Source organism: Pseudonocardia alaniniphila (genome assembly GCF_022524485.1).
Classification (GTDB): domain Bacteria; phylum Actinomycetota; class Actinomycetes; order Mycobacteriales; family Pseudonocardiaceae; genus Pseudonocardia; species Pseudonocardia alaniniphila.
Genome location: NZ_JAKXMK010000039.1, coordinates 59,440 through 77,523 on the forward strand (window position 1 = coordinate 59,440; position 18,084 = coordinate 77,523).

General features: G+C 71.1%; 21 protein-coding genes. 9 read left to right on the plus strand and 12 right to left on the minus strand.

The window, feature by feature from the left end; genetic code table 11:
• The first annotated feature begins 90 nt into the window (after nucleotides 1–90).
• Nucleotides 91–810 (plus strand): GntR family transcriptional regulator, encoded by a 720-nt coding sequence (locus MMF94_RS35730; protein ID WP_277398892.1) that lies wholly within the window; start codon nucleotides 91–93, stop codon nucleotides 808–810.
• Between the two features lie 90 nt (nucleotides 811–900).
• Here the strand turns inward: MMF94_RS35730 and MMF94_RS35735 are convergent, their stop codons facing one another.
• The 4 genes from MMF94_RS35735 to MMF94_RS35750 all read right to left on the minus strand — a co-directional run bounded on the left by MMF94_RS35735 (nucleotide 901) and on the right by MMF94_RS35750 (nucleotide 4,172).
• A complete protein-coding gene (locus MMF94_RS35735) occupies nucleotides 901–1,113 on the minus strand; it encodes a DUF3073 domain-containing protein (RefSeq protein WP_241041888.1) in 213 nt (70 codons plus the stop codon).
• 225 nt (nucleotides 1,114–1,338) lie between these two features.
• The gene (locus MMF94_RS35740) at nucleotides 1,339–2,535 is read right to left on the minus strand and encodes an MFS transporter (protein WP_241041889.1); all 1,197 of its coding nucleotides are present in this window, start codon (nucleotides 2,533–2,535) and stop codon (nucleotides 1,339–1,341) included.
• Nucleotides 2,536–2,628: 93 nt separating this feature from the next.
• A complete protein-coding gene (ygfZ, locus tag MMF94_RS35745) occupies nucleotides 2,629–3,714 on the minus strand; it encodes a CAF17-like 4Fe-4S cluster assembly/insertion protein YgfZ (RefSeq protein WP_241041890.1) in 1,086 nt (361 codons plus the stop codon).
• Complete coding sequence (locus MMF94_RS35750) at nucleotides 3,711–4,172, minus strand: Fur family transcriptional regulator (RefSeq protein ID WP_241041891.1); 462 nt, start codon at nucleotides 4,170–4,172, stop codon at nucleotides 3,711–3,713. The genes ygfZ and MMF94_RS35750 overlap by 4 nt, the downstream gene beginning before the upstream one ends.
• A 189-nt stretch (nucleotides 4,173–4,361) precedes the next feature.
• Here MMF94_RS35750 and MMF94_RS35755 point away from each other — a divergent pair, with 189 nt between their 5' ends.
• Complete coding sequence (locus MMF94_RS35755) at nucleotides 4,362–5,777, plus strand: hypothetical protein (protein WP_241041892.1); 1,416 nt, start codon at nucleotides 4,362–4,364, stop codon at nucleotides 5,775–5,777.
• A gap of 45 nt (nucleotides 5,778–5,822) precedes the next feature.
• Nucleotides 5,823–6,908: a hypothetical protein gene (locus MMF94_RS35760; RefSeq protein WP_241041893.1), complete on the plus strand. Its 1,086-nt coding sequence runs from the start codon at nucleotides 5,823–5,825 to the stop codon at nucleotides 6,906–6,908.
• 193 nt (nucleotides 6,909–7,101) lie between these two features.
• Here the strand turns inward: MMF94_RS35760 and MMF94_RS35765 are convergent, their stop codons facing one another.
• The 8 genes from MMF94_RS35765 to MMF94_RS35795 form a co-directional block, all read right to left on the minus strand.
• Nucleotides 7,102–7,695 carry a heme-binding beta-barrel domain-containing protein gene (locus MMF94_RS35765; RefSeq protein ID WP_241041931.1) on the minus strand — a complete coding sequence of 198 codons (594 nt, stop codon included), beginning with the start codon at nucleotides 7,693–7,695 and terminating at the stop codon, nucleotides 7,102–7,104.
• A 29-nt stretch (nucleotides 7,696–7,724) separates the two neighbouring features.
• The gene (locus MMF94_RS43465; RefSeq protein WP_277398893.1) at nucleotides 7,725–7,856 is read right to left on the minus strand and encodes a hypothetical protein; all 132 of its coding nucleotides are present in this window, start codon (nucleotides 7,854–7,856) and stop codon (nucleotides 7,725–7,727) included.
• A gap of 111 nt (nucleotides 7,857–7,967) precedes the next feature.
• Entirely contained in the window at nucleotides 7,968–8,267 is a 300-nt protein-coding gene (locus tag MMF94_RS35770) for a DUF1416 domain-containing protein (RefSeq protein ID WP_241041894.1), read from the minus strand.
• Nucleotides 8,267–9,106 carry a sulfurtransferase gene (locus MMF94_RS35775; protein ID WP_241041895.1) on the minus strand — a complete coding sequence of 280 codons (840 nt, stop codon included), beginning with the start codon at nucleotides 9,104–9,106 and terminating at the stop codon, nucleotides 8,267–8,269. Before MMF94_RS35775 ends, MMF94_RS35770 begins: the two co-directional genes overlap by 1 nt.
• Nucleotides 9,103–9,567, minus strand: coding sequence for a DUF4395 domain-containing protein (locus MMF94_RS35780; RefSeq protein WP_241041896.1), 465 nt, complete (start codon nucleotides 9,565–9,567; stop codon nucleotides 9,103–9,105). The genes MMF94_RS35775 and MMF94_RS35780 overlap by 4 nt, the downstream gene beginning before the upstream one ends.
• Nucleotides 9,568–9,749: 182 nt before the next feature.
• Complete coding sequence (locus tag MMF94_RS35785; RefSeq protein ID WP_241041897.1) at nucleotides 9,750–10,187, minus strand: thioredoxin family protein; 438 nt, start codon at nucleotides 10,185–10,187, stop codon at nucleotides 9,750–9,752.
• Nucleotides 10,188–10,245: 58 nt separating this feature from the next.
• Complete coding sequence (locus MMF94_RS35790) at nucleotides 10,246–11,034, minus strand: LmeA family phospholipid-binding protein (protein ID WP_241041898.1); 789 nt, start codon at nucleotides 11,032–11,034, stop codon at nucleotides 10,246–10,248.
• Nucleotides 11,031–11,900, minus strand: a complete 870-nt coding sequence (locus tag MMF94_RS35795; protein ID WP_241041899.1) for an alpha/beta hydrolase family protein — start codon at nucleotides 11,898–11,900, stop codon at nucleotides 11,031–11,033. The genes MMF94_RS35790 and MMF94_RS35795 overlap by 4 nt, the downstream gene beginning before the upstream one ends.
• A 141-nt stretch (nucleotides 11,901–12,041) precedes the next feature.
• Between MMF94_RS35795 and MMF94_RS35800 the strand changes: the two genes are divergently transcribed.
• The 6 genes from MMF94_RS35800 to pstB all read left to right on the plus strand — a co-directional run bounded on the left by MMF94_RS35800 (nucleotide 12,042) and on the right by pstB (nucleotide 18,070).
• Entirely contained in the window at nucleotides 12,042–12,824 is a 783-nt protein-coding gene (locus tag MMF94_RS35800; protein WP_241041900.1) for a winged helix-turn-helix transcriptional regulator, read from the plus strand.
• A gap of 58 nt (nucleotides 12,825–12,882) precedes the next feature.
• Nucleotides 12,883–13,788, plus strand: coding sequence for a mycothiol synthase (gene mshD / locus MMF94_RS35805; RefSeq protein WP_277398894.1), 906 nt, complete (start codon nucleotides 12,883–12,885; stop codon nucleotides 13,786–13,788).
• Between the two features lie 243 nt (nucleotides 13,789–14,031).
• The gene (gene pstS, locus MMF94_RS35810) at nucleotides 14,032–15,141 is read left to right on the plus strand and encodes a phosphate ABC transporter substrate-binding protein PstS (RefSeq protein WP_379660550.1); all 1,110 of its coding nucleotides are present in this window, start codon (nucleotides 14,032–14,034) and stop codon (nucleotides 15,139–15,141) included.
• Between the two features lie 96 nt (nucleotides 15,142–15,237).
• Nucleotides 15,238–16,191 carry a phosphate ABC transporter permease subunit PstC gene (gene pstC, locus MMF94_RS35815; RefSeq protein WP_241041902.1) on the plus strand — a complete coding sequence of 318 codons (954 nt, stop codon included), beginning with the start codon at nucleotides 15,238–15,240 and terminating at the stop codon, nucleotides 16,189–16,191.
• Nucleotides 16,192–16,283: 92 nt separating this feature from the next.
• Entirely contained in the window at nucleotides 16,284–17,279 is a 996-nt protein-coding gene (gene pstA / locus MMF94_RS35820) for a phosphate ABC transporter permease PstA (RefSeq protein ID WP_241041933.1), read from the plus strand.
• An 11-nt stretch (nucleotides 17,280–17,290) separates the two neighbouring features.
• A complete protein-coding gene (pstB, locus tag MMF94_RS35825) occupies nucleotides 17,291–18,070 on the plus strand; it encodes a phosphate ABC transporter ATP-binding protein PstB (protein ID WP_241041903.1) in 780 nt (259 codons plus the stop codon).
• Nucleotides 18,071–18,084 lie beyond the last annotated feature (14 nt).

Here is an 18,084-nt window from a genome sequence, read left to right on the forward strand (position 1 = left end):
GCGAAACCTGTCAACACTTTGTCCTGACATAGAGGTCTGAAGGAGTGCTGAGGCGTGGAACGTTCGGCGCCAGTAAGCCTGGTCCCGGAGATGGGTTTGGACCGGACCAGCCCGGTCCCGCTGTACTTCCAGGTGGCGAGCAGGGTGCAGCAACTGATCGAGAGCGGGGAGATGCCGGTCGGCGGCAGGCTGGAGAACGAGGTGGAGCTGGCCGAGCGCCTCGGGGTCTCCCGGCCCACGATCCGCCGGGCAGTGCAGTACCTCGTGGAGCGGGGCGTGCTCGTCCGCAAACGGGGTGCAGGCACGCAGATCGTCCACCCGAAGGTCCGCCGCCCCGTCGAGCTGACGAGCCTCTACGACGACCTCGCCAAGACGGGACAGAAGCCGCGCACCGAGGTGCAGACGCTCCGGGTGGGGCCCGCGCCCGACCACGTGGCGGAGGCACTCGGCCTGGACTGCAACGCCCACGTGACATGGATCGAGCGGTTGCGGTTCGCCGACGGCGAGCCGCTCGCGATCATGCACAACGCCGTGCCGGTGGACGTACTACCGCTGAGCCGCGCCGACCTCGAGAGGCACGGGCTCTACGAGCTGCTGCGGGCAGCGGGGTACGCGCCACGCATGGCTAGCCAGGTGGTGGGGGCGAGAGTCGCCACCACGGCCGAGGCCAGGATGCTCGGCGACGTCAGAGGTGCGCCGCTGCTCACCATGACGCGCACGGCATGGGATGCAAGCGGTCAAGCAGTGGAGTACGGCTCACACATCTACCGCGCGACCCGCTATGCGTTCGAGCTCACGCTCTCGACGTGACGCACTCCCGCTCCGCGTAGCCGTCGTGGCTCGGTCGGGCACATACCGGGTGCTCGACCGAACCACGGACAGGGCCCGAAGGCCCGGCGGTCAGCGGTACCGGCGGCTCGGGGCCTCGTCCTCGTCGTCCGCCTCGGGGGCGTACGGGTCGGCGTAGTCGTCCTCGTCACCACCACCGTTGCGAGGTGCCGCCGTCCCACTCCCGATCTCACGCTGCAGCGCGTCGAGATCCATGGTGGGGGAGCTGTACTTGAGCTCTCGGGCCACCTTCGTCTGCTTGGCCTTGGCTCGTCCGCGCCCCATGGCTGGTCCCCCTTACAACAGGGAAGGGGCGGCCGGATAGCTCGGCGGCCCCATTCACATCTCATCAATGTCCTGGTGACCACCGTACCTTGCGGACGGGCCGGTGTGCGATGTGGCACCGGTTGTGTGATTTCGGACGCTCCATGTCGGCGGGACGCGAAGCGCCACGGATAACCCACGGCATGACGAACGGTGCGATGTTCGCAGGTGGAAGCCGCCGGGCTGCTAGGCGTCGGCGTGGTGGTGCATGACGGGCTCGGCCAGCCGGCGCAGTGTGACGAACGCGGCCAGCGCAGCGGCGCCACCCATCGCCAGCATCACGGGCAGGCCGGCGATCTCGGCGACCAGGCCGCCGAGGGCGGGCGCAGCCGCCGCCCCGACGTAGTTGGCGGTGTTGGACACGGCCATCGCGGTGGCGGCCCGGTCCGGCGGCGCGAGCTCCCCCGCCGCGGTGAAGACCAGGCCGTTCCAGCTGATGGCGGTCGCGGCCGCAGGCACGAGGATTGCGGCCAGCAGCGGCGCCGGGCCCGGTTCCAGCGCCGCGGCCAGGCCGAACCCGACGGCGGACGCCAGCGCGATGATGCGCAGCGGTCCCAGCCTGCTCGCCACCTTGTCCGACCACACGCCGTTGCCCAGCCGGCCCGCCGCCCCCAGTACCTGGGCGAGTGCCAGCAGCCCGCCGGCAAGGCCGAGAGACAGGCCCGCGCCGTCGTGCAGCACCTCGACGAGGAACACCGAGCCGAGGAACTGCGGCACGACGAGCAGTAGCCCACTCAGGCTGAGCCGGAGCAGCCGCCGGTCGGCCATCACGGCCAGGGTGCTCGTGGTCGGGCGGGTGCCACGGGCGGGTCGTCCGGGCGGTTCGCGCACCCAGATCGCCACCGCCACCGCGGCGACGAGACACGTGAGGGCGAGAGCCACGAACACCGCGGGAATGCCCCACACGCGCGAGATCGGGGGCAGCGAGACCGCGGCGAGCGCCGTGCCGATGGGCACCGACGTCTGCCGGACGGCCATGGCCATGCCCCGGCGCGCGGTCGGGAACCAGGTGAGCACCGCCCGGCCGCTGGCGGCGTTCACGCTCGCGCCGGACGCCCCCGCGAGGAGGAGGAGCACGCCGGCGACGACCGGGTTGCTCGCGAGGGCCGTGCCACCCAGTGCAGCGGCAGAGCCGAGCAGTCCGATGGTCATCACACCGCGCTCGCCGAACCGGTCGGCTGCGCCGCCCCATGTGATCAGGGTGAGGACGAGACCGACCGAGATCGCGCCGATCAGCGCGCCGACGCCCGCCAGGCCGAGCCCGAAGTGGTCACGAAGGGCGGGGGTGACGGCGGAGAGACCGAGGAAGTAGGTGGCTGTGGCGGCCTGCGCGACGGTTCCCACCGCGAGCACCACCCATCGGTACCCGCTGTCCGTCCCCACGCGATCCGACCGTACGCGGGCGTCCCGCTGGTCAGGAGATCTTTCCCATGGGGTGGACTGTGGGACGCGGCACCGAGCGCAGGTCCGCCCTGGTCAGCCTCGCAGTCCGCTTCTGATCTGGGCCGCGCGCCCGGGTGGGGGCGTGTCGTCCTCCGGCGGCACCGAGGTGGGGTCGATCGCGGCCGGTGCGATCCGGTCGTCGACCCCGGCCACCAGTTCGGCGTCCACCGGAACCGACCGTTTGACCAGGGCCAGCGCCACCGGGCCGAGCTCGTGGTGCAGCACAACCGTGCCCGCCCTGCCGACCGGCCGGCCGTCGCGCACCACCGGGTCGCCGGGCATTGGCAGGCGCTCGTCACCCCCGTCGAGGTGCAGCAACACGAGCCGACGCGGTGGGCGGCCGAGGTTCGCCACCCGCGCGACCGTCTCCTGGCCGCGGTAGCAGCCCTTCGTCAGGTGCACGGCCGAGCCGATCCAGCCCACCTCGTGGGGGATGGTGCGGTCGTCGGTGTCGACGTGCAGCCGGGGTCGCAGGGCCTCCACGCGCAGCGCCTCGAACGCCATGGTGCCCGCCGGTCGCGCACCGGCGGCCACGAGCCGCTCCCACCATGTGGACAGAGCGTCCCGCGGAACGAGCAGGTCCGCCGCGTCGGTGCCCGGCCACGGCATCCGTCGCATCACGCCCCCGTCGGGCAGTGCCAGCGCGCCGTGTGTCTCCGGAACGTCGACTCCCGCCGCCGCCAGCACGTCGGCCGTGGCCGGTCCGACGACACTGAGAACCGCCAGCTCGTCGGTGGCGTCGCGAGGCTCGACCTTCGACCAGAACACCATCTTCTGGAGGTAGGCGAGCAATTCGGGGACGTCGCCGGGCTCGGTGTCGAGGTAGACGGTGTCGCGGGTGTGCGCGACCACCATGTGGTGCAGCACGCGCCCGTTGATGTCGAGCACGAGCGCCTCGGTGCCGGTGTCGGCGGGCAGTTCGCTCACGTGCTGGGTGAGCAGCAGGTGCAGCCAGCTCAGCCGGTCCTCGCCCGTCACGGCGATGACGCCGCGGTGCCCACGGTCGACCACAGCGGCTGTTCGGGCCATGGCCCGCTGCTCTGCCAGCGGATCGCCGCGGTGGGCGGGAACCTGGGGGTCGGAGTCGGCGCCGGGAAGCGTCTCCTCGTGCGCGTTCATGACAGCTCCGAAGATGTGGGACGGCAGTCACTGCAGGTGCCGGACAGGGCGATGTGCGAGGCGTCGAGCTCGAAACCGATCTCGCTGCGCAACCGGTTCGCGAGGTCGTCCATCAGGTCGGTGGCGGCTTCGGTGACCGTGCCGCAGGAGTGGCAGACCAGGTGGACGTGCTCGTGTTCCTGCTCGGAGTAGGTGGGTGCGCCGTGGCCGAGGTGCGTGTGCCGCACCAGCCCGATGCGCTCCATCAGATCCAGCGTGCGATAGATCGTGGTGATGTTGACCGCGGGCGCGGCCCGCTGGACCTGCGCACAGATCTGCTCCGGCGTGGCGTGCCCGAGCTCACGTACGGCGTCGAGCACCAGTTGCCGTTGCGGGGTCATTCGGAGGCCACGCTGGTGGAGTGTCCGGCGTAGCGCCGATGATCCGCCGGCGGGATCGAGCATCGACGGGGTGTCCATCAACTTGATGGTAGGCCGTCGGCGGCGTCGTGGTTTCGGACACCGCGCACTGTCGCGCCCGAACCGCCCACCCGGGGAGAGTCTCCGCTCCCGGTATACTCCGTAGGGGTGAACGGACAAGTCTGACCGCGACCATCTACCTACCCTCGGCGAAATGCAGGGTGACCATACGCTCGGGAGGGGCCGACGATGACGACTGACGCGGGAGCGCCTGGCGCCCCACGGTTCGATGTCGTCCTTCGCGGTTACGACCGCCGGCAGGTGGACGAGCACGTGGCCCGTCTGCAGCGCGTCATCGCCAGGATGCGGGCCGACCTGGAACTGGCGCGCAGCCAGCCTCTCCCGGTCGTTGCGCAGCAGGGTGGCGGCCACCCTGGGCCCGGCCAGCAGGCTCCGCCCGGTGCGCGGCCGCGCCCCACGCCGCGGCCACGGCCCGGCGGGCCCGTGCCGCCCGGCGAGTCGCCGGACATGATCGGCAGTTTCACCGATCGCATGCAGAGCATCCTGCAGGCCGCCGAGGACGAGGCCGCGGAGATCCGCAAGAAGGCCCACGCCGCCGCGCGCGCCGAGCAGGAGACCGTCCGGGCACAGCTCGCCGACATGGTCCGCCAGCGCGACGCCGTGCTCGCCGAGCTCACCCGCATGCGTGGCCAGCTCGAAGGCCTGCTCGCGGCGCCCACCGCCCGGATCACCCTCCCACCCCGTGAGGGAGCCCCGTCCCCTGCGGCCCGGCAGCGCGACGGCTCCGGCGCGCCCAAGCCAGGTCCGGCGCCGGCGTCTTCCACGGGCGGCCCGGCCTCCAGTGCCCGCCCCGCCTCTCCGCCGCCTGCCCCGGCCGGCCGCAGCGCCGGTGCGTCGCAGGCCGACGGCGGCCCCGCACGTCCCACTCAGGGTGGTCCGTCCCGTCCGCCCGCCGCACCGGCCCGGAGCGGGTCGGCGGCTCCGGGTGGTACGGGCGGGGGTGAGCCTTCGGCCAACCGGCCGGCGACCCGCCCCGACGCCCCTGCGAGCCCCAAGGCCGAGCCGGCCGCCGCGCAGAGCGACTCGCGCAGCCCGTCGCCCGCGGCCGCGCGCGGCGAGTCCGGCGCGAACACATCCTCCGGTGCCGATCGCGGTTCCTCGTCCTCTCCGTCGCAGGGCAAGACCGCGGCACACCGCCTGCCGACCGGCGGCTATCAGGCGGTCGTGTCGTCCGTCGAGCAGTCCGGATCGATGCGTCCCAGCACCGAGCCCGAGCCGGAACCGGGCGACCTGTTCCGTCCGGTCGCCGGCCGTCCTGGCGACGAACAGCAGGCTTCGGAACGCACCACCGCGGTGCCGCAAGTCCGCCCTCCCGAGAAGTCCGGCACGGCTCCGGTCACCGACGGTCAGGGGCGCACTAACGTCCCTGTGGACTCAACCGTCAAGGTGAATTCGGTTCGCCCTCCGGGGGCCCAGGACGCGGGGCGATTCGGCTCCCCGCCAGGGGCACCTCCAAACCGTGGTGAGCAGAAGAACCCACGGTCGGACGAGGCCAAGGACGGCCTGCGCGGTGATGGAGGCCCCGGTGGAGCGGGTAGTCCGGATCGCTCAGGACGATCTCCGTCGGCGTCACGCACCGGCTGACAACGATTGCGCACAGTGACCCGGTAAGGACTACCGTGCGCAGTCATGCAACTGCCCATGGCAAACGGGCTGGTCCCGGCGGGTGTGGCCGTGATGGTGGCCGTCGCGATCATCCTGCTGATCCTGGTCGCGCTGCGCCGCAGACGCCCCTTCGGCGCCGCGCCCCTGAGACACCCGAGCCTGAACGGCTGGCCCGGCGCCACCGCGCACCGCGCCGTCCGCTCCGAGCCGTCGCTGATGCCCCCGTCGTTCCTCGACCGGCCGAGCCGTCAGGAGCCGGCGCCCCTCTTCGTGGCACCGGCATTCGCGGCGGCGGAGGTCGCCGCGGCCACGGCTGCGCAAGCGGCGCAGCAGGCCACGACGGTGGCGGGAGGGCGACCCGATGCGCTGACGCCGTCGGACACCTTCACCCGAACCCCGGGCACTGACACCGTCGCTCGTCCGGCGGACCGGCCGTCGGGCGAGGCATCCGCCGTCGTCGGACTGGGCGCGGTCGGAGCGGACGCCCCGGACCTCGTCACCGGGCTGGACGGCCTCGACGGCATCGACACCGTCGGTCGCAAGACCTGGAAGCCGGCCAACGGCCAGGATCCGGCCGGGCGCACGGATGCGGGCCGACGGTCCTCCCCGGCCGACACTGCAGGGTCCGGCCGCTCGGTGGCCGCGGCGGTCGCGCAGGCGTTCGCCGTGCGAGCCGCGGCGGCCAAGCGCAACGGGATCGAGCATCGCAGCGGGATCGACGACAAGATCAACGGGACCGACCAAGGCAACCGGATCGACCAGCGGTTGGGCAGCGTGGACCGGGGCTCGACCCCGTCGGATCCCGGGCCCGCGGATGCGTCGACACCGCCCCAGCCGCCGCCCCCGCCTGCGCCGTCCGCCCCGCCCGCCCTGGCTCAGCCGTCCTTTGCGCGCGCCGACGCACGGGACAGGCTGCTCGCCGTGCTCCTCGACGATCCGGCACGAGCGGTCGGTGCCGCCGCCGAGCTGGAAGCGTGCCGTACCCAGCTCCAGGATGTGCTGCAGCGGCTGGCCGGCAGCGGCCTGCGTCCGGAGCAGCTCGCCCGGCTCGCCGGCCTCCCGGTCGACGAGGTGCGTGCCCTGGTGACGCCCGCTTCGCCTATGAACTAGTGCCGAGGAAACGAGGTCGTCTTACCCGCCTCCGACGACAGCGCAGCCCAGGCGGCGCCTCGCGGCGTTGTCGTCGGCGCCGATCCAACAGCGGTATCCGCCTTGCGATTGCCCGGGTGCGGGTGTCCCGCAGGGACACTGTCGCCTGGACACCGGATCCGGGCAAGGAACCCCGTTTCCGCGACACTAGGGCTCACCCCGCGATGCGGCTCAGCCGGGCCGAGAGGTGCGGCTGCAGCGGCTGTCCTTCCATCGCTCGCTCGTCGACGTAGGCGAGGTCGCCGCCCTCGACGAGCCCGTACAGCCGGTGCGAGGCCGACACCTCCTTGGCGGAGGCCGTGCGCACCACCGCGTCGGTCTCGATCTCCCAGGACGTCAGGTTGCGGGCGCGGCCGTAGAAGATCTCGCTGATCCCCGTGGCGTGTGTGATGAGCACCTCGAGCTCGCCGTCCGGCTGTGGCCGCCAGAAGCCGACCTCTCGCGCCGCGGGCCGCAGCACCTCGCCGTCCGGTCCCAGCAGCCACGCCCTCGCCTCGTAGGACACGAACGGGCGCCCGTCGTGGGCGAAGACGAGCTGCTGCCCGTAGGTGAACGGCCCGTCGATCGTCGGATAGACGACTTCGCCGGCACCGCGCCACACGCCGATCAGCGGGAGCAGGCCGAGGCACTGTTCGTGCAGGTCGGGGCCTTCTCGCAGGTTGGCCGTGTCGTCCGGGACCGGTAGGTCCTCGAACCGCGGCCGGTTGCGGCGAGGGGAGTCGGGGGCGGCGTTGGCCGGCCCGGAGATCGTCTGTGGGGACTCGGCGTCCGGTCCTGTCACGGGCCGACCTCCCTGCTGATGTCCGGGGTACCCGGCTCCGTCGTGAAGAGCCGCCGGAGCAGGTAGCCGGTGAACCCGATGATGCCGGCGCTCGCCGCGATCAGCAGGCCGGAGAAGAACCAGTTCACGGGCGGGCAGCCTAGTGCGTGCGACGCCGGCGGGCTGGGCCCGCCATACGGGAAGAGCCCCGAGCCGCGAACGAGTCGCGTGCACGGGGCTCTTCCCGATGCTCGGTGGCCCTACGCCACGGCCACCTCGGCCTGGTGCAGTCCGGGCCCGTCGGCGCTGATCACGGTCTCGCCGTTGCCCGAGCGGGACAGCGCGCGCAGCGTCCACGTGCCCGGTGCCGCGAAGAACCGGAAGCTCCCGCTGGCGGAGGCGACGACCTCCGCGGTGAACTCGCCGGAGGCGTCGAGGAGCCGGACGAACGCGCCGCCGACCGGCTGGCCCTCGGCCAGCACACGCCCGGTGAGCACGGTCTCCTTGGTCAGGTCGGTGCCCGGCGGGAGGGCGACGGCCTGGTCAGGTGCTCCGCACATCAGCGACCCGCCCCCAGCTCGATCGGCACGCCGATGAGCGAGCCGTACTCGGTCCAGCTGCCGTCGTAGTTCTTGACGTCGCCGTAGCCGAGCAGTTCGTGCAGCACGACCCACGTGTGGGAGCTGCGCTCGCCGATGCGGCAGTAGGCGATCGTCGAGCGGCTCTCGTCGTAGCCGGCGTCGCCGTAGAGCTTCTTGAGCTCGTCGTCGGACTTGAAGGTGCCGTCCTCGTTGGCCGCCTTGCTCCACGGGATGTTGATCGCGGAGGGGATGTGGCCGGGCCGCTGGGACTGCTCCTGCGGCAGGTGTGCCGGGGCGAGGATCTTGCCGGAGAACTCGTCGGGCGAGCGCACGTCGATCAGGTTCTTGCCACCGATCGCCTCGACCACCTCGTCGCGGAAGGCGCGGATCGAGTTGTCCGGCTCCTGGGCGGTGTAGCTGGTGGCGGTGCGCTCGGTGACGTCGGAGGTGAGCGGGCGCCCGTCGAGCTCCCACTTCTTGCGCCCGCCGTCGAGCAGCTTCACGTTCTGGTGGCCGTAGAGCTTGAACTGCCAGTAGGCGTAGGCGGCGAACCAGTTGTTGTTGCCGCCGTAGAGCACGACGGTGTCGTCGTTGCCGACACCCTTGGCGGACAGCAGCTGCTCGAACTGCTCCTTGTTGACGATGTCGCGGCGCACCGGGTCCTGGAGCTCGCTCGTCCAGTTGACCTTGATTGCGCCCGGCAGGTGCCCACCGTCGTAGGCGGTGGTGTCCTCGTCCACCTCGAGGAAGACGATCCCATCGGTACCGAGGTTCTTCTCGGCCCAGTCTGCTGTGACCAGGACGTCCTGGCGGCTCATGCGGTGGCTCCCTGTTGGTTGTTCTTCCGGAAACGGGCGATCAGGCCGTACATCTCGCAGCCCAGGCAGAAGCCGAAGGCGGCGTTGAGGAAGGCAGCGGCCAGCGCGAATGCGGTGGCGATGACGCCGAGCGCGGTGAGGTTCGCGAAGTACCCCGCGGCGCCGACGACGGCGAACACGAGCCCGACGGTCTGGGAGAACCGCACCGGAGCGGCCTCCTCCTTCTCCGTGGGCGCGCCGAGACGCGGCGCTACGAGCGTGCGGAACACCACCGAGTACGGCGCGAACCGGAGACCGGCGACCGAGCCGAGTGCGAACACCAGTGCCTGAGCGGCGAGCAGCCAGCCGCTGCCGCTGACGAGCACCAGTGCGAGCACGACGGTGGTGAGCGCCGCCGAGAATCGGACACCGCGCGGATCGACCGGCGGGTCGCGGCGCGCGGGGATGGCGGATGTGGACAAGAATGCTCCTGAGGACGGTGCGAATGAACGCGTATCTCAGGAGGTGCGACAGAGGCAGCTCCCGACGCGGCACAGGTCAACTGCGCGTCGTCGGGTCAGCGGCCAGCACACGGACGCGAGGGTAGCCGAGGTCGGCCACTTTCGGCAGCTGCGCTCCGAGGACGAAAGCAAAGGTCCGGACATTACGCCGGAGAAGCACCGGCGAGGCCGGGCGCGATCGCGGCTTCCAGCTCCGGCAGCCGCGGCACGCCCGAGACGCGCAGCAGCTCGGACCCGTCGGGTCCGAAGGCCACCACCGTGGGAGTCCGCATCACCGAGAGTTCGCGGGCGACGTCCGGCCGCTCGGCGACGTCGATCTCGCGGTGTACCACGCCGGGGCGGCGGGAGCAGAGCTCGGTCAGCAGCGCGGCCGTCTGCCGGCACGGGCTGCAGACGGGCGAGGACAGCTGCAGCAGGAGCACCCGGTCCGAACCGCTTGAGGCGGCCCCGGCCAGCGCCCACCCGCCGGCGGCGCTGCCACCGGTGCGCAACCGCCCGTTGCGGAAACGCAGCACCAGGCCCACCGCCGTAGCGAGCCCGAGCGTGGCCACGAGCGCCCAGACTCCTGCAGCGTCGATCACGTCCGTCTCCAACACGGCAGTGGTGCTCGTTACTCCCCGAAAGGAGCGTTGCCGACCCTCAGGAGGACGCCGGGGCGCCGCCGGCGCCGAGGGTGAGGTCCTTGGCCTCGCCGCTGATCTCCAGCGTCCCGTTGTCCGCCTTGAGCGACGTCGGGGTGATCTGCAGGGGCAGCGAGCCGGGATCGATGCGCACGGTGAACAGCTGCTGCAGCGTGCGCTGCTGGGCCTGCGGGAGCGGCTTCTGGTCCTCGCCGAGCCGGATGTCGCGCGGGATGATCTCCGCCTGGCCGGACTCGAGCTGCAGGACCGCGATCACCGACACGTCCTCCTTCTGGCCGAGGAACGTGGCGGTGCCCGAGAACCGTGCGGCGTGGTCGGGGTCGAGATCCGCGAGCGACGCGTCGCCGCCGTCGTCGACGACCTGCTCCAGCGCCTCGTCGTCGAGCGTGTCGATGCGCAGGTCCTTGATGCCGGGAAGAAGGCGTTGCACGTCGGTGGCCGACACACGCACGGTGCCCTCCGCCTCGCTCACGCGCAGCGTCTTCGGGCCGGAGCCCAGGATCATCGACAGCGGCGCCTCGACGTCGCGCAGCTGCGCGGAGACGTCGAGCTCCTGCAGCTCCCCGAGGTGGATACGGGTCGCGTCGACGTCGATGCTGCGGTAGTGGCCGGACACCGCCTGCGTGAGGAACGGGAAGCCGTTGATACGCACGGACGGGTCGTCCGCGAGCCCGATCTGTTCCCGCATCTGCCGCGACACGGCCGACTCGGCGAGCGCGGCGGATCCGTAGTCGACGGCCACGAGCAACCCGACCAGCACGAGCAGCCCGATGACGACCCGCCTCATCCGACCTCCGACCCTGGTGCCCGGCGTTCTGCCGGGGTGCGGGGTCCGACCGTAGAGCCGTCGCTCCTGGTGAGTTCGCCCGGGCTGCCTGTTCTCGCCGCGGCGAGCGCCCATCGGGCGATCCGCGCCGCGAGCTCGGGGCCGGTGCCGCTCTCACCGTGGCCCGCGCCGGGCTCGGTCCACAGCTGTGCGTGACCGCCGGAAGCCGCTGTCAGGGCCTGCGCGTGCGCGGCCGAGAAGTACCGGTCACCGGTGAAGTGCACCAGTAGCAGCGGCACGGGCGCGACGTCGGCGACGACCTCCACAGGGGACGGCGGGACCACCTCCCACGACGAGTCGAGGCGCACGCCGAGGAGGCGCGCGACGGCCCGCCCGTGCGGCTGTTCCAGCAGCCAGTGCACGCGCCGCATCGCCGGTGTCTCCCGGGAGTACCAGCGGGCGGGGCCGCTGACCGCGACGACCGCGTCGGGCCGCGAGGTCCCCGTGACCGTGGCATGCCGCAGCGCTACGGCGGCACCCAGGGAGAAGCCGGCCGTCGCGACTCGCGAGTAGCCGGCGGCGCGGGCCCACCTGACCGCCGCGTCGAGGTCGAGCAGTTCGCTGTCGCCGACGGTGCTGCGGCCTCCGGACCGCCCGTGTCCCCGCATGTCCACGGCCACCACGGGGGCGTCGAGGCTCAGGGCCGCGAGCACTGGCCGGGTGGAGGAATGGCGGGTGTGGTGGGTGAATCCGTGGCACACCGCGATCGCCGTGTCTCCTCCCGGACCCGGGAGATGGATGCCGGAGAGACGTACACCGTCGGCACTGGTCACGTCCACCGCATGCGGCGTGACCTCCGCCGCGCTGCTCGTGCCATCGGCCCTCACCCGGTTATCCTGCATCGATCCGCGTGGTGTGTTCCGACCGGGTCGCGCGGGTGTGAACGGTGCGTCAAAGGCGCCCGCCGTGAACGGTCGAGCGGCGCCGCACCGGGCGCCTCGACTTCCGGTGTGGAAAGGAGGCACCACGTGGAACTCCTTCTGCTGACCGCCGATCCCGATCCCGGGGCCGTGCTGCCGGCTCTCACCCTGCTCCCCCACGGGGTCCGCACGGCAGCGCCCGAGGTGGCCGCGCTCCTCGACGCCGGCCCGCACGACGCAGTGCTCGTGGATGCGCGCACCGACCTCGTTGCCGCCCGCAGTCTGTGCCGGCTGCTGGGCAGCACCGGCATGGACGTCCCGGTCGTCGCGGTGCTCACCGAGGGCGGGCTGGTAGCGGTCTCCGGGGAGTGGGTCGTCGACGAGATCCTGCTGCCCGGCGCCGGTCCCGCCGAGGTGGACGCCCGCCTGCGGCTGCTCAAGTCGCGTCCCGGCGGCGACAACGGCCGCGAGGGTGGAGCGCTGGTGCTCGGCGAGCTGGTCATCGACGAGGCCACCTACGCGGCGCGTCTGCGCGGCCGGCTCCTCGAGCTCACCTACAAGGAGTTCGAGCTGCTCAAGTACCTCGCGCAGCACGCCGGACGGGTCTTCACCCGCGCGCAGCTCCTGCAGGAGGTGTGGGGCTACGACTTCTTCGGGGGCACGCGCACCGTCGACGTCCACGTGCGGCGCCTGCGGGCGAAGCTCGGCACGGAGCACGAGCAGATGATCGGCACCGTGCGCAACGTCGGCTACAAGTTCGTCCGGCCCAGCCGTGGTGCGCTGAGCGCGGCGTCCACGGTCAGCGTCGTCGAGGACGACGGTGGCAGCGACGACGCAGAGGAGAGCGACCAGGTCCCGGGCCGGGTGTCGGGTGTCGCCGGCATGGCGTGATCATCGCGGGGCCGCGAGCCCCACCGCGGCGGTGGTCTCAGGGGTAGCGTCGGGCGACATGACCGAGCTGTCGTGGCATGCCGGATTGACCGGGTCGGAGATCAATGAGGTCACCGCCCTCGTCACCGCCGCCATGGACGCCGACGGCGTCGCGCCGCTGGGCGAGCACGTGCTCCTGCACCTGTCCGACGACTCCACCGTCCACCTGCTCGCTCGCGACGGGCACGGTCAGGTCGTCGGGTTCGCGCACCTCGACCCGGCGGGCGCGGACGACACGGAGACCGGCGGCGTCGCCGAACTGACCGTGCATCCCCACCACCGCCGCGGGGGACTGGGCACCCGCATCGTCGAGGCGCTGCTGGAGCGCACCGGGGGCCACCTGCGCGTGTGGGCCCACGGTCAGCTTCCCGGCGCGGTGGCCGTCGCCGAGCGTCTCGGGTTCAGCCCGGCGCGGACCTTGTGGCAGATGAGCCGCAGCCTGCTCACCCCGCTCGCCGCGCTGACGTTCCCTGACGACGTGCGGGTGCGCCCGTTCGTGGTCGGTGCCGACGAGGCCGAGTTCCTGCGCGTCAACAACGCGGCGTTCGACTGGCACCCCGAGCAGGGCGGCTGGGACGTGGAGCAGGTCAAGGTGCGCGAGGCCGAGCCCTGGTTCGATCCCGCGGGGTTCCTGCTGGCCGTCGACGAGTCCGACCGGCTGCTCGGCTACCACTGGACGAAGGTGCACGGGCCGGGAGAGCACGGACCGGAACCGATCGGTGAGGTGTACGTGCTCGGCGTGGATCCCGCGGCGTGGGGCAGGCGGCTCGGTGAGGCGCTCACCCTGGCCGGGCTCCACCATCTGCGCGACCGCGGCCTGACCCGGGTGATGCTCTACGTCGAGGCCGACAACACGGCCGCGGTGCGGGTCTACGAGCGCCTCGGTTTCGCCGTCTCGAACACCGATGTTTCTTACGCGCGGTGACAATCGTTCACCCTCTGGCAACCAAGGCGGCACTGCGGCCGATCACATTGGTGCAGGTCACGACTAGATCACGGCGCGGTTCTTGAGAGAGTCATGACCTAGCGCCTATCTGCTGTTCATTTCCCGTTTACCTGAACGGGGGAGTGCGTCCACTCCGCTTCCTTACCGTCGCCTCGTGCGGCCACCCCGAGCCGCGCGTGCCCGGTCACGGGAACTCATGACGGAGGAACTCAGGTGAAGACCGTGCGGCACGGCTCGCGTGCCCGAATCGCCGCGGTGGGCATTGCCGCCAGCGGCGCCATGCTGATCGCCGGCTGTGGAGCCGCCAACGAGTCGGCTCCGTCGGGTGGTGCTGGTGCGTCGGCTGCGCAGAGCGTCTCCGGAACGATCGCCGGTGCCGGCGCCAGCTCGCAGCAGGCCGCCCAGGAAGCGTGGATCGCCACGTTCACGGGCCAGAACGCCGACGCGAACATCACGTACGACCCCAGCGGATCCGGTGCGGGACGTACCCAGTTCCTCGGTGGCGGTGTCGCGTTCGCCGGTAGCGACGCCTACCTCAAGCCCGAGGAGATCACCCAGGCCAACACGCGTTGCAAGAGCGACGTCGTCGAGGTGCCGGCCTACGTCTCGCCGATCGCGGTGATCTACAACGTCCCGGGCGTCACCAACCTGCAGCTCGCCCCGGCCACGATCGCGCAGATCTTCGACCGGAAGATCAGCAAGTGGAACGACCCGGCGATCGCCGCCGACAACCCCGGCGCCTCGCTGCCCGACCTGGCGATCACGCCGGTCAACCGCTCGGACAAGTCCGGCACCACGCAGAACTTCGCTGACTACCTGAAGGTGGCCGCCGCCTCGTCGTGGCCGTACGACGTCAGCGATAGCTGGCCCGTGCAGGGCGGGGAGGCCGCCCAGGGCACCTCGGGTGTCGTCGGCGCGGTGAAGGCCGGCAACGGCTCGATCGGTTACGCCGACGAGAGCCAGGCTCGCGACATCAGCCAGGTCAAGGTGAAGGTGGGCTCGGAGTACGTCGGCGCCAGCCCCGAGGCCGCCGCCGCCGTGCTCGAGGCCTCTCCGCGGGTCGAGGGCCAGGGCCCGTCCGTCTTCGCCTACAAGCTCGCCCGCGACACCACCGCGTCGGGCACCTACCCGATCGTGCTCGTGTCCTACCTCCTGGCCTGCTCGAAGTACCCGGACGCCCCCACGGCGGACCTCGTGAAGGCCTACCTGAGCTACGTGGTCGGCGCTGACGGCCAGTCCCTCGCCGCCGACAAGGCCGGGGCCGCTCCGCTCAGCGACTCCCTCCGCAGCCAGATCACCCCGGCAATCAACGCCATCGCCGCGGGATCTTGAGCCGTACATCACATAGCCGACAGGACCGGGTGATTGTCACCATGACAGCCACCCGGTCCTGTCGGTGTTCCTTGCACCACCCGCAGAGGGGATGCCGTGACCACAACAACTGAGAAGGTCACTCCGAAGGCGCCGCCCAAGCCGGTGCTGCAGTTGGGTGACCGCATTTTCGCCGGCTCCGCGAAGGGGGCCGGAATCCTGATCCTTGTGGTGCTGGCCGGGGTCGCCGCATTCCTGATCCTGCAGGCCATGCCCGCGATCGTCGCGTCACCCGCCGACCTGCCGGGCGGGAAGACCCTCGTCGCTTACATCGGCCCGCTGGTGTTCGGCACGATCCTCGCCGCGCTGATCGCGCTCGTACTGGCCACGCCGCTGGCCGTCGCGATCGCGCTGTTCATCACGCACTACGCACCGCGCAGGCTCGCACAAGGCCTCGGTTACCTGATCGACCTGCTCGCCGCGGTGCCCAGCATCGTCTACGGCCTGTGGGGTGTGGCCGTACTCGCGCCCGCCACGATCGGTGTGTCCACCTGGCTCAACACCTACCTCGGGTGGATCCCCTTCTTCGCCGGCCCGGTGTCGGTCACGGGCCGCACGATGCTGGTGGTCGGCGTCACGCTCGCGGTGATGATCCTGCCGATCATCACCGCGGTGGCTCGCGAGGTCTTCCTGCAGACGCCCAAGCTGCACGAGGAGGCGGCGCTCGCGCTGGGCGCCACCCGCTGGGAGATGATCCGGATGGCTGTTCTGCCGTTCGGCCGGTCGGGGATCATCAGCGGCTCGATGCTCGGTCTCGGGCGTGCGCTCGGCGAGACGATGGCGGTGGCGATCATCCTGTCCGCCTCCGGCGCCGTCACGTTCAACCTGATCAGCTCGGACAACCCGTCGACGATCGCCGGCAACATCGCGCTGCAGTTCCCCGACTCCACGGGGCTGGCCGTCAACACGCTCATCGCGTCCGGCCTCGTGCTGTTCGTGATCACCCTGCTGGTCAACGCGCTCGCCCGCTACATCATCAACCGTCGTCGTGAGTTCTCGGGGGCCAACTGATGTCGATCGACACCGAGCGCTCACAGGGCTCGCAGGCCACGAAGGCTCCTGCGCAGGCACCGTCACTGGTCAGCGCGGAGCTGCCCCGATGGATGCCGTGGGCGGTGCTGGGTGGGTCGTTGGTCGTCATCGGCGCCCTGCTCGCGGCCACCGGCGCGTTCAGCATCGGCGGCCTGCTCGTCGCGTCGGCTGTCGTGTACGCCATCGCCACCTACGTGATCTCCCGTGTCGTGGAGGGCAGGCGCAAGGCCACCGACCGCCTCGTCACGATCGTCGTGACGGTGGCGTTCCTCATCGCACTGACCCCGCTGGTCTCGGTCGTGATCACGGTGGTCGGCAACGGCCTGGCCCGCTTCGACGCCGAGTTCTTCAACTCGTCCATGCGCGGTGTGATCGGCGCAGGTGGCGGCGGCTACCACGCCATCGTCGGCACGCTGCTCATCACGGCGCTGGCCGCGGTCATGTCGATTCCCGTCGGCCTGCTCACCGCCGTCTACCTCGTGGAGTACGGCAAGGGCAGGCTCGCACGGGCCATCACGTTCTTCGTCGACGTCATGACCGGCATCCCGTCGATCGTGGCAGGCCTGTTCGCGTTCGCGCTGTTCGCGCTCTTCTTCGGCCCCGGTATCCGGCTCGGCTTCGGTGGGTCGGTGGCCCTGAGCGTGCTCATGATCCCGGTGGTGGTGCGGGCCACCGAGGAGATGCTCAAGATCGTGCCGAACGAGCTCCGGGAGGCCGCGTACGCACTCGGCACCCCGAAGTGGCGCACGATCATGAAGGTGGTGATCCCCACCTCGATCGCCGGCATCGCGTCCGGTGTCACCCTCGCGATCGCCCGTGTCATCGGTGAGACGGCGCCGTTGCTGATCATCGCCGGCCTGACCACCGCCCTCAACTTCAACCCGTTCGAGGGCCGGATGGCCACGCTGCCGGTGTTCGCCTACACCTCGTACGCGGCACCCGGTGTCCCGCGCGAGCCGTACCTGGACCGGGCCTGGACCGCTGCCCTCGTCCTGATCATCATCGTGCTGGTGCTCAACCTCGTGGCGCGGCTGATTGCCCGGCTGTTCGCCCCCAAGACCCGATAAGAGGTACGACAGTGGGCAAAGCGATCGACGCCAAGAACCTGAACATCTACTACGGCTCCTTCCTCGCCGTCGAGGGCGTCTCGATGTCCATCCGTCCGCAGACGGTCACTGCGCTGATCGGCCCGTCGGGCTGCGGCAAGTCGACCTTCCTGCGGTCGATCAACCGGATGCACGAGGTCATCCCGGGCGCCCGTGTCGAGGGCAGCCTGGAACTCGACGGCAAGGACCTCTACGGCCCCGGGATCGACCCGGTGGGCGTGCGCCGGCAGATCGGGATGGTCTTCCAGCGGCCCAACCCGTTCCCCACGATGTCGATCTACGACAACGTCATCGCGGGCCAGCGCCTGAACAGCAAGAAGATGAAGAAGGAAGCCACCGACGCGCTCGTCGAGCAGTCGCTGCGCGGCGCGAACCTGTGGAACGAGGTCAAGGACCGCCTCGACAAGCCGGGTTCGGGCCTGTCGGGTGGTCAGCAGCAGCGCCTGTGCATCGCGCGCGCCATCGCGGTGCAGCCGGACGTTCTGCTCATGGACGAGCCGTGCTCGGCGCTCGACCCGATCTCGACGCTCGCGATCGAGGATCTGATCAACGAGCTGAAGACCGAGTACACGATCGTCATCGTCACGCACAACATGCAGCAGGCCGCCCGGGTCAGCGACTTCACCGGGTTCTTCAACATCGAGGGCACCGGCAAGCCGGGGCACCTGGTGGAGATGGACGAGACGAAGACGATCTTCTCGCAGCCCAGGCAGAAGGCCACGGAGGACTACGTCTCGGGTCGCTTCGGCTGATTCCGGCCCGGGAA

Excerpts from the sequence above, each read along its gene's own strand:
- MMF94_RS35730 (WP_277398892.1), top strand. The coding sequence starts at position 91 with ATGGGTTTGGACCGGACCAGCCCGGTCCCGCTGTACTTCCAGGTGGCG.
- MMF94_RS35735 (WP_241041888.1), bottom strand. The coding sequence starts at position 1,113 with ATGGGGCGCGGACGAGCCAAGGCCAAGCAGACGAAGGTGGCCCGAGAG.
- ygfZ (WP_241041890.1), bottom strand. The coding sequence starts at position 3,714 with ATGAACGCGCACGAGGAGACGCTTCCCGGCGCCGACTCCGACCCCCAG.
- MMF94_RS35750 (WP_241041891.1), bottom strand. The coding sequence starts at position 4,172 with ATGGACACCCCGTCGATGCTCGATCCCGCCGGCGGATCATCGGCGCTA.
- MMF94_RS35755 (WP_241041892.1), top strand. The coding sequence starts at position 4,362 with ATGACGACTGACGCGGGAGCGCCTGGCGCCCCACGGTTCGATGTCGTC.
- MMF94_RS35760 (WP_241041893.1), top strand. The coding sequence starts at position 5,823 with ATGCAACTGCCCATGGCAAACGGGCTGGTCCCGGCGGGTGTGGCCGTG.
- MMF94_RS35770 (WP_241041894.1), bottom strand. The coding sequence starts at position 8,267 with ATGTGCGGAGCACCTGACCAGGCCGTCGCCCTCCCGCCGGGCACCGAC.
- MMF94_RS35775 (WP_241041895.1), bottom strand. The coding sequence starts at position 9,106 with ATGAGCCGCCAGGACGTCCTGGTCACAGCAGACTGGGCCGAGAAGAAC.
- MMF94_RS35790 (WP_241041898.1), bottom strand. The coding sequence starts at position 11,034 with ATGAGGCGGGTCGTCATCGGGCTGCTCGTGCTGGTCGGGTTGCTCGTG.
- mshD (WP_277398894.1), top strand. The coding sequence starts at position 12,883 with ATGACCGAGCTGTCGTGGCATGCCGGATTGACCGGGTCGGAGATCAAT.
- pstA (WP_241041933.1), top strand. The coding sequence starts at position 16,284 with ATGCCGTGGGCGGTGCTGGGTGGGTCGTTGGTCGTCATCGGCGCCCTG.